Here is a 9,313-nt window from a genome sequence, read left to right on the forward strand (position 1 = left end):
GGGAGAGATTTAGAATATGAAGATATTTATTTCGGCAGATATGGAAGGCATTTCAGGTGTTGCAACGAACCAGCAGTTAAAAACTCCGTCCGAATATCAGCGTTTCCGTAAACTGATGACGGCTGATGTGAATGCAGCCATCGAAGGGGCTTTTAATGGCGGTGCCACGGAAATTGTCGTCGCAGATGGACACGGAAATATGTCAAATATCATCATCGAGGAACTGGATACACGCGCACGTTTGGTTTCCGGAAGCAATCGGGTCATGTGCCAGCTTGAAGGATTGGATGAGTCATTCAATGGCATCATGTTTGTCGGCCACCATGGACGCGAAGGCGGTTCAGATGTAACAGTCATCAGCCACACTTTGGCCGGGATCTGTGTCGAGGAAATGAAGGTTAACGGGAAAGTGGTAGGAGAGACGGAATTGAATTCCTATGTTGCTGGTTCCTTTGGCGTTCCTCCACTCTTCATCAGCGGAGACGACGCTTATGTAAGAGAAGTGCAGGAAACTCTTCCTGAAGTGGAAGGTGCGGTAACCAAAAGAGCTGTTGACCGTTTTGCTGCCGAATTGCTTCATCCAGAAGCTGCCCGTGCAGAAATACGTACAAAGGCAGAAGCAGCTGTTAAAAAAGCAAAGCAGGCGAAGCCTTTCACAGTTGCAGAGGGCCCTGTTACTTTTGATCTTAAGCTGAAAGGGCCGCAGCAGGCAAAAATGACAACGACATTGCCAACTGTAGAACTGACTGGTCCAAAGAGCATTCGCTTTACCTGCGATGATATGGTTACGGCTTATAAGCATATGTGGGGCTGCGTCATTATTGCCATGACTGCCACAAATGGAGTTCTTGGTTCAGTAAATGCTTAAATCTTAAAATAACGAGGTGAATGGAATGTACATAATCAAAAGGCTGTTAACGATGCTTTTGACCATCTGGGTCATCATTACGTTAACATTTGTCATCATGAAATTTATCCCTGGGGATCCATTCGCGTCGGATGCAGATGTTCTGCCGGAGGAAGTCCTGCAAAATATTCGGGCAAAGTACAATCTTGATGAGCCGCTTCCTGTGCAATATGCCCTTTATATGAAAAATCTCATGATGTTAGATCTAGGTCCATCTATAAAATCTCAAACACGGTCAGTAAATGATATCATCCTTGATGGCATGCCGGCATCCGCCACTCTTGGGATCCAGGCACTCACTATCGCTATGTTTTTTGGGCTGATCCTTGGAATAATTGCAGCGTTAAATCACAACAAACCGCTGGACTTTTTTGCAATGATGATAGCCATTATTGGGATTTCAGTGCCAAGCTTTATCTTGGCGCCGCTTTTGATTAAATATTTCGCTGTGGAATGGCGCTTGCTGCCGGTAGCGTCATGGGGAAGCTTCCAGCATAGTGTTCTGCCGTCTTTGGCATTAGCTGCTTCCCCGATGGCTGTCATTGCACGCTTTATGCGATCTAGCATGATAGACGTCATGAACCAAAATTACATTAAGACTGCCAATGCAAAAGGATTATCTACCGTACAGTTAGTCATCAAGCATGGAATCCGCAATGCCATTCTTCCAGTAATCACGTTCATCGGGCCGCTGGCAGTCGTGTTGATTACAGGTACATTTGTTATTGAAAAGATATTTGCGATTCCTGGCCTGGGAAAATATTTCGTAGATAGCATCTTTAACCGGGATTATCCAGTCATCATGGGAACAACGATCTTCTTCAGTACCATTCTTGTTGTGATCCTGTTCTTGATTGATATTTCATACCGACTGATTGATCCAAGAATTAAATTGACAAGCGGGGGGAAATAGCATGCAGCCTAAACAACTTGACAGCAAATTATTCGTACCCGTTTCTCCAGAAAAGAAAGTTCTCGATCCCATCCAGCGCCCATCACTGAGCGTATGGAAGGAAACACTTATTAATATCATGAAAAACAAACTGGCAATTCTCGGTTTGTCTCTTCTTTTAGTGATTGTGTTCTTCGCGCTCTTTGGACCGAAAATGGTTCCTTACAGTCCATCCGACCAGGATTTAATGAAGGGAAATATTGCACCGTCCAACTCTCACTGGTTCGGAACAGATGACCTTGGACGCGATATGTGGTCCCGTACCTGGTATGGTGCCAGGGTCTCCCTGACAATCGGGTTTATTGCCGCATTGATTGACCTGATCCTGGGCGTCACCATTGGAGGAATTGCAGGTTATATGGCTGGACGCAGCAAAAAAGGCGACCGAGTCGATAACGCCATCATGAGAGTTATCGAAATTCTTTACGGAATTCCTTACCTTTTAATCGTCATTTTGCTGATGGTCATCATGGATCCTGGTGTTACATCGATCATTATTGCTCTGTCCGTTACAGGGTGGGTGAGTATGGCCCGTATTACCAGGGGACAAATCTTGCAGCTGAAATCGCAGGAATATGTTATGGCTGCAGAAAAGCTGGGAACTTCCCATGCGAAAATCATCCTTCGCCACCTGCTGCCAAACGCGCTGGGAATCATCATCGTTAATCTGACATTCACGATTCCGCAGGCAATCTTCGCAGAATCGTTCCTGAGCTTCCTTGGGCTTGGTGTACAGGCACCATTTGCAAGCTGGGGCACGATGGCAAACGATGCACTTGGAGTCATTTTGAGCGGCCAGTGGTGGAGGCTGTTCTTCCCTGGGTTCATGATCTCCCTGACGATGTTTGCCTTTAATGCCTTTGGAGACGGACTTCAGGATGCATTGGATCCTAGGAATCGGAAATAGGAGGGAACAACTGTGAGTCACTTACTAGAAGTAAACAACCTCGAAGTGAATTTTAAAACATACGGCGGTGAGGTAAAGGCAGTCCGCAATGTTTCCTTCCATGTGGATAAAGGGGAAATTGTCGCCATTGTTGGTGAAAGTGGAAGCGGAAAGAGCGTGACTGTACAAACCTTAATGGGGCTGATCCCAACACCGCCCGGAATCATTAAAAACGGAGAAGTGCTTTTCGATGGAAAGGATCTTTTAAAACTATCAAAACGGGCCATGCAAAAAGTGAAAGGTTCAAAGATTAGTATGATCTTTCAGGATCCAATGACATCACTCAATCCAACGATGAAAATTGGAAAACAAATTGAAGAGGGATTGCTTGTCCATCAAAACATGAATAAACCGGAAGCGAAAAAGCGCGCGATCGAAATGATCCGTCTTGTCGGAATCCCGAACCCTGAAGAACGTTATAACCAGTACCCGCATGAATTTAGCGGCGGCATGAGGCAGAGGGCAATGATTGCGATTGCCCTGGCCTGCAATCCGGAGCTGTTAATCGCTGATGAACCAACGACAGCTCTGGATGTGACAATCCAGGCACAGGTTCTTGATCTGATGAGGGACCTGAAGGAAAAAACCGATACGGCCATTATCCTGATTACGCATGATTTGGGTGTTGTGGCAGAAACAGCTGAACGAGTGATTGTCATGTATGCAGGAATGATGGTGGAGAGCGGTACGGTCCATGAACTTTTCGAAAACCCGCGCCATCCTTATACGTGGGGATTGATGGAATCCGTTCCGGATCACACAAGCTCTGCAAAAGAGCGGCTTATACCGATTGAAGGAACGCCTCCTGATCTGTTCTCGCCGCCGCCGGGCTGTCCTTTTGCCCCAAGGTGTAAGTTTGCAATGGAAGTATGTCTTCAGGAAATGCCTCCTGCAATCGAAACAGAGTCAGGGCATTATGCAAGATGCTGGCTGAACGACCCGAGGGCACCGAAAGTTGAAGATCTTGTCGCTGCAGGGAGGGAAACAACATGACCGAAGCAACTGTTAAAGAGCCAAAAGCTACAGCTGCCGATACGCTTCTTAAAATAGAAAATCTAAAAAAGTATTTCACAATCCAAAAGGACAAGACAGTTAAATCTGTAGATGATATCTCGATTGAAATCAAAAGGGGAGAAACGTTCGGACTTGTGGGTGAATCCGGAAGCGGCAAATCGACTCTGGGTAAAACCATTGTCGGTCTCCAAGACCCTACAGAAGGAACCATGTTTTATAACGGTGTCGATCTATCCACTCTGGGCAGGAAGGAGAAAGCAATCGCGAACCGCGAAATGCAAATCATTTTCCAGGATCCGCACGCATCCCTGAACCCAAGGATGAGGGTAGGAGATATCATTGCGGAAGGAATCGATGCACATCGTCTTGCCCGCGGGAAAGACAGGCAAAATCGTGTATATGATTTGCTGGAACGAGTCGGCCTTCGTCCAGAGCATGCAAGAAGATACCCGCATGAATTCAGCGGTGGTCAGCGTCAGCGGATTGGGATAGCGAGAGCACTTGCGGTCAACCCAAAATTCATTGTTGCGGATGAACCCATTTCTGCACTCGATGTTTCCATTCAGGCCCAGGTCATCAACCTTATGGAGGACTTGAAGGAGCAGGAGGGGTTAACTTATTTGTTCATCGCCCATGACCTTGGGATGGTCAAGCATATCAGTGACCGAATCGGTGTCATGTATTTAGGCAAAATGATGGAGCTTGCCAGCAGCAATGACCTGTTTGCTGAACCGCTTCACCCATATACTCAGGCTTTAATGTCTGCAATCCCAGTGGCAAAACCAGGCGCCGCAAAAAGGGAGCGAATCGTGCTTCAGGGGGATCCCCCAAGCCCGGTCAACCCTCCAAGCGGCTGCCGCTTCCGTACAAGATGCCCGCATGCGATGTCCATTTGTGCCGAGGTGATTCCTGATTTCCGGGAAGTCAAAAAGGACCATTTCGTTGCATGCCATCTATATAACTAACATCTAGACAATTTTGAGGAGGAAAAACAATGAAAAAGCTGCTATCCATGATAGCTGCCCTTATGTTCGTCAGTTCGGTTTTATCCGGCTGTTACGGCGGAGGCAGCCAAAACGCATCATCAGACTCTGGCTCTAAAGGAAGCACTAAAGACATCAAGCAGGAGCTTGTATTGAATGCAATGAGTGAACCGCCAGCGCTTGATCCGGCAATGGCAACAGATACAACTTCCGGTTGGGTGTTGGATCATACGTTCGAAGGTTTGTTCACAAAGGACAAGAATGGCAAGCCAGTACTTGGTACTGCAAAAGATGTGAAAGTATCTGAAGACGGCAAGACATACACGTTTACCATCCGTGATGATGCAAAATGGTCTGATGGTTCACCAGTAACCGCTGAAGATTTTGAGTACAGTTGGAAGCGTACACTTGATCCTGCGACTGGAAGCCAATTCGCTTTCTACCTTTATTATGTGAAGGGTGCTGAAGATTTCAACAAAGGAAAAGGTTCTGCTGATGATGTTGGTGTAAAGGCAACGGACGACAAGACTTTAGTCGTTGAACTGAATGATCCGCTTGGCTATTTCAAAGAACTATTAACAATGTGGACTTTCTATCCTGTTAAAAAAGACCTGGTTGAAAACAACAAAGACTGGGCTGCTGGAGCTGAAGGATATGTCAGCAACGGTCCTTTCAAAATGACTGCATGGAAGCATGACAGCTCAGTAGTAGTCGAAAAGAACGAACACTACTATGACAACAAAAAGATCAATCTTACAAAAGTTACCTGGAAAATGGTTAACGATGCAACTACTTACTATCAAATGTATAAAACAGGTGAACTGGATCTTGTAACAACACTTCCTTCTGATGTAGTGGAGCAAGAAAAGGAAAACAAAGACTTCAAGAACGTACCTTACTTTGGTACATATATGTACATGTTCAATATCACAAAAGAGCCATTCACGAACGAAAAAGTACGCCGCGCATTCGCAATGGCAATCAACAGGGATGCCCTGACAAAAAATATCACAAAAGCGGGAGAAACACCTGCCTACGCATTCGTGCCACCTGGTGTTGAAACGCCTGATGGAGATTTCCGTGAACAAGGCGGCAAGTACTTTAAAGAAGACATGGAAGAAGCGAAAAAGCTTTTAGAAGAAGGAATGGCAGAAGAAGGCTGGTCCACTCTTCCGGAAGTAACGCTTTTATATAACACTGCTGAAAACCACAAGAAAATTGCAGAAGCTGTCCAGGAAATGTACAAGAAGAATCTTGGCGTAGACATCAAATTGGCTAACCAGGAATGGAAGACTTATCTTGATACTACTGACCAGGGCAACTTCCAAATGGCTCGGATGGGCTGGATTGGCGTATTGCTTGACCCGGCAGTCATCCTTGATTACTTCCTTGGAGACAGCCCGAATAACCGTACTGAGTGGAGAAATGAAAAATACGATAGCCTAATGGAACAGGCAAAAGCTGAACAGGATCCAGCAAAACACTTTGAATTGCTGCGCCAGGCTGAAGACGTGCTGATGGAAGAACTTCCGTTTGTTCCGGTCTATCATTATACAAACACATACCTGACATCCCCTAATTTTGAGGGCCTTGTCTACCCATATAACCGTTATCCTAACGTGAAGTGGGCAAAGAAGGTATCTGAGTAAAACACTGACTATGTATATTCCGTAACTATTTTGTGATATGGCAGGAAAAAGCAGCCCCCTGTTTTTTCCTGCCATACTATTTTAGCGAATAAGGAGGATGACAAATGGGAAAAAAAATAACCGCCTTTCTATTCATCATGCTGGCATGGCTGTTAGCAAAGCCGGTGCTTTCGCTCACGTGGATTGAAGTCATTGATCGATCATTTTTGGTTGGTATTATTTCTTTATTGGTGGCAGCGGCCTTCCTGATCTTGAAAACTGGATTTCTGTCTTTGTTCATGAACGGTTTCAATAAACTCGGATCATTTATTTCGCCAAAATCAAGAGCAATGGAGCGTGAAGACGAAAGGTCAGCAGACAATGAGCAGTTAAGAGAGTTCAAAGGCAACCTTTACGGAAGAATCCTCATTGGTGCTTTCTTTGTTGGATTAAGTTCAGTCACTGTCTCACTTTTAACATTAATTGTATATTATTAACCATGACCAGCTTTGATAAAAGCGGTCTTTTTTTGTTTTTATACAAAGGTAACTTCCCTTTGTAAAATGGCGCTTTCATTATAGGCAGCTGACAGCCCGGATCTATTGATCGCCTCTTTTTTAACAGCTTTAAACGGAAGCTTTACCTTTAGTGGTTTTTTAAAGGGAGAAATCGACAGCGAGACGGTTTCCTGATCTAGCCAGTTAGCATGGATTGGTTTTTCCCCAGCAAATGAGAATCTCTGCTGAAACCCATTCCGGTAAAAATAATGCTCTTGGTCTTTTGGTGTTCCAGGTTCATTTAGGCAAATGTATAATGAGAGATTGTCGCAGAATTTTAATAGATTTAAATGGAAAGAGAGGAACTTGTCGTGTGTAATTTTTAATTCTTTCAGCAAGATTTGCTGTCTTTGTTTTTCCTCGTTCCAAAAATTCTTTCCGATCGTGCTTGTCGCATCTTCAAGGAAGGAGGCATAGTGTAGGCTGCAAAGCAAGCCGGCGTATGGATCCATCTGCACGACTTCATCGATCCCTCTTTTGTAAAAGGCAAGCTTAGGGTTGCCCGGGTAATCCATGAATGAGTAGGGTTGCCGGGTTTGTTCGTTCCATAATGGGTCTTTGTCAGGCTCAATCCAACATCGGTCATGCTCTCGTACAGCGAGAACCACAGACTCCTTCCTGTCTGATCCCTTAAAATAATCATCTCTCCAGTTTATAGCCGCTTCCATAGAAATCCTGGCATGGTCATGCTGGGCAACCATGATAAAATCTTTTTCCCGTTCATGAATGATCATGTCATTCACCCCTTAGTTTATAATTCGAATTTATTTGGAAAACTACTAAAATTTAAGTGTTTATGGTATTTCAAAAATAATGATATACTTTTTATGGTTAAGAAGCTCGCGTTTGTGTTTTTAGTGATGCTGCGAAAGTATCTTATCTGTTCTTTTGGATCCCATATTAAGGCATATGATACTATGCTCGTTTATACTACTTATAAAGAATCCTATTTTAATCATCAATCACTGTGTACTCCTTTTGGTAACTTGACTTATTTAGAAAAGGAAGTTTCTCATATGAATGTAATTCAAAAGCTTTTTTCAAAACAAAAGAAAGTGAACATGGAATTTTGCCAGCGAAATTTAGAGCAGTTTTTAAAAGAAGAAAATTACGCTGAATATAATGAGTTTTTAAGTCGGAAAAATGTGAATCATAAGGAATTCGAATGCCAGAGCAGATGCAAGGAATGCCGGTTGTCTCCGTATGCGATGGTGGATGGGGAGTTTGTGACTGCAAATAATTCCGGTGAATTGCTTAAGAAAATGGCTCAATATTTAGATTAACACCGCTCAGGGACATTGCTACCGTTCCGTTATGAGGTTAATAAGGCACAGGAAATGGCGTGGAAATTGTCCACGCCATTTTCCTATTGTGCCAGCCTTTGTAACTCATACAATTAAAATATGAATATGCGTTTGACAATGTTTGTTGTACATAGAATAAAGAATGTCATTTAAACCGTCAATTTAATTGCCGGTTCGAAAGTCAATTTAGGGTTCAATTCTAAGAACATTATATTTAATATATAACTAGTAACAATAACATGGAATTTTATGTTAAAACAGACGTAAGATACATTATTTTGTACTTCAACTAAGCGGGCAATTTTAGTCGGTAAGTGTTTATTAACTTGTCTTCCACAATCTGTTTATTTTCTGAGATAGTATTCGACAAGTAATTTGGATAGTTAGAGGAGAATTTTTCGTGAAGTATTTTGTAGATGATGACCATTGGGATGTTATGGGCTATGTAGAGGAATTAAAAAGACTATTACCCAGATTTAATAAGGAGACATCAATTTTTTTAAAAAATCATTCATTTCATGATGGGAAGGTTGTTTCTCTTACGATTTTGAATCAAGAAAATGGTAAAACAAAGGATCCGACCACGATTAAAATGATTATTGAACAATATGAAGCGGGTGCGGGTACATATGAAATACAATGGGTAAACGTTCGTAAGTTTTTAATGGATTTTGATATTAAAAGAAATGTTTACGGTAATAAGCCCAATGAAATTGCCTTTGGTGGTAGAAGAGGACTGGACGAATGGGGCTACGATGAAATCCTTCCGTTGAGTAAAAGGAAATTGCAGCATGAAATCTTATTACATTCCCAAACCAAAATTCTTATTCATTGTTCGGATATTAAGATAAGAAAAATAAAAGCTTAGAAACTAATTAATTGCAGCGCCTGGCTAGAAAGAGGATTAATACACTTTGTGGTTGAATTCCCTTAGGGAGCTAAAGATACAATAATGTAGAAGAAGCATTTGGAAGATTGCGAAGGAATTCACTTAAACAAACGGGGCAGCATTCCTGTAATGA

Annotated in this window: 10 protein-coding genes; 9 read left to right on the forward strand and 1 reads right to left on the reverse strand. The window is 43.1% G+C overall.

Translation table 11 applies throughout. The features are described 5' to 3' along the window. Nucleotides 1-16: 16 nt before the first annotated feature. The 7 genes from J7E38_RS14525 (at nt 17) to J7E38_RS14555 (ending at nt 6,927) form a co-directional block, all read left to right on the forward strand. The gene (locus J7E38_RS14525) at nt 17-868 is read left to right on the forward strand and encodes a M55 family metallopeptidase (RefSeq protein WP_214707143.1); all 852 of its coding nucleotides are present in this window, start codon (nt 17-19) and stop codon (nt 866-868) included. A gap of 25 nt (nt 869-893) precedes the next feature. Then, the gene (locus J7E38_RS14530) at nt 894-1,820 is read left to right on the forward strand and encodes an ABC transporter permease (protein ID WP_214707145.1); all 927 of its coding nucleotides are present in this window, start codon (nt 894-896) and stop codon (nt 1,818-1,820) included. Between the two features lies 1 nt (nt 1,821). Further along, nucleotides 1,822-2,766 carry an ABC transporter permease gene (locus tag J7E38_RS14535; RefSeq protein ID WP_214707147.1) on the forward strand — a complete coding sequence of 315 codons (945 nt, stop codon included), beginning with the start codon at nt 1,822-1,824 and terminating at the stop codon, nt 2,764-2,766. 12 nt (nt 2,767-2,778) lie between these two features. Then, a complete protein-coding gene (locus J7E38_RS14540; protein ID WP_214707149.1) occupies nt 2,779-3,798 on the forward strand; it encodes an ABC transporter ATP-binding protein in 1,020 nt (339 codons plus the stop codon). Further along, the gene (locus J7E38_RS14545) at nt 3,795-4,784 is read left to right on the forward strand and encodes an ABC transporter ATP-binding protein (protein WP_214707150.1); all 990 of its coding nucleotides are present in this window, start codon (nt 3,795-3,797) and stop codon (nt 4,782-4,784) included. The genes J7E38_RS14540 and J7E38_RS14545 overlap by 4 nt, the downstream gene beginning before the upstream one ends. Nucleotides 4,785-4,813: 29 nt before the next feature. Next, nucleotides 4,814-6,451, forward strand: a complete 1,638-nt coding sequence (locus J7E38_RS14550) for a peptide ABC transporter substrate-binding protein (protein WP_214707151.1) — start codon at nt 4,814-4,816, stop codon at nt 6,449-6,451. A 104-nt stretch (nt 6,452-6,555) separates the two neighbouring features. Then, on the forward strand, nt 6,556-6,927 hold the full coding sequence (locus tag J7E38_RS14555; RefSeq protein ID WP_214707152.1) for a DUF3899 domain-containing protein: 372 nt from the start codon (nt 6,556-6,558) through the stop codon (nt 6,925-6,927). Between the two features lie 38 nt (nt 6,928-6,965). Here the strand turns inward: J7E38_RS14555 and J7E38_RS14560 are convergent, their stop codons facing one another. Further along, nucleotides 6,966-7,721 (reverse strand): DUF3891 family protein, encoded by a 756-nt coding sequence (locus J7E38_RS14560; RefSeq protein ID WP_214707153.1) that lies wholly within the window; start codon nt 7,719-7,721, stop codon nt 6,966-6,968. A 114-nt stretch (nt 7,722-7,835) separates the two neighbouring features. Here J7E38_RS14560 and J7E38_RS24325 point away from each other — a divergent pair, with 114 nt between their 5' ends. Both J7E38_RS24325 and J7E38_RS14570 read left to right on the forward strand, forming a co-directional pair. Then, nucleotides 7,836-8,270 carry a DUF1450 domain-containing protein gene (locus J7E38_RS24325; protein ID WP_214707154.1) on the forward strand — a complete coding sequence of 145 codons (435 nt, stop codon included), beginning with the start codon at nt 7,836-7,838 and terminating at the stop codon, nt 8,268-8,270. A 421-nt stretch (nt 8,271-8,691) separates the two neighbouring features. Next, nucleotides 8,692-9,159 (forward strand): hypothetical protein, encoded by a 468-nt coding sequence (locus J7E38_RS14570; RefSeq protein WP_214707156.1) that lies wholly within the window; start codon nt 8,692-8,694, stop codon nt 9,157-9,159. The last annotated feature ends 154 nt before the right edge of the window (nt 9,160-9,313 follow it).

The sequence above is a fragment of the Bacillus sp. ISL-35 genome, from assembly GCF_018613355.1.
In the GTDB taxonomy this organism is placed as follows: domain Bacteria; phylum Bacillota; class Bacilli; order Bacillales; family Cytobacillaceae; genus Mesobacillus.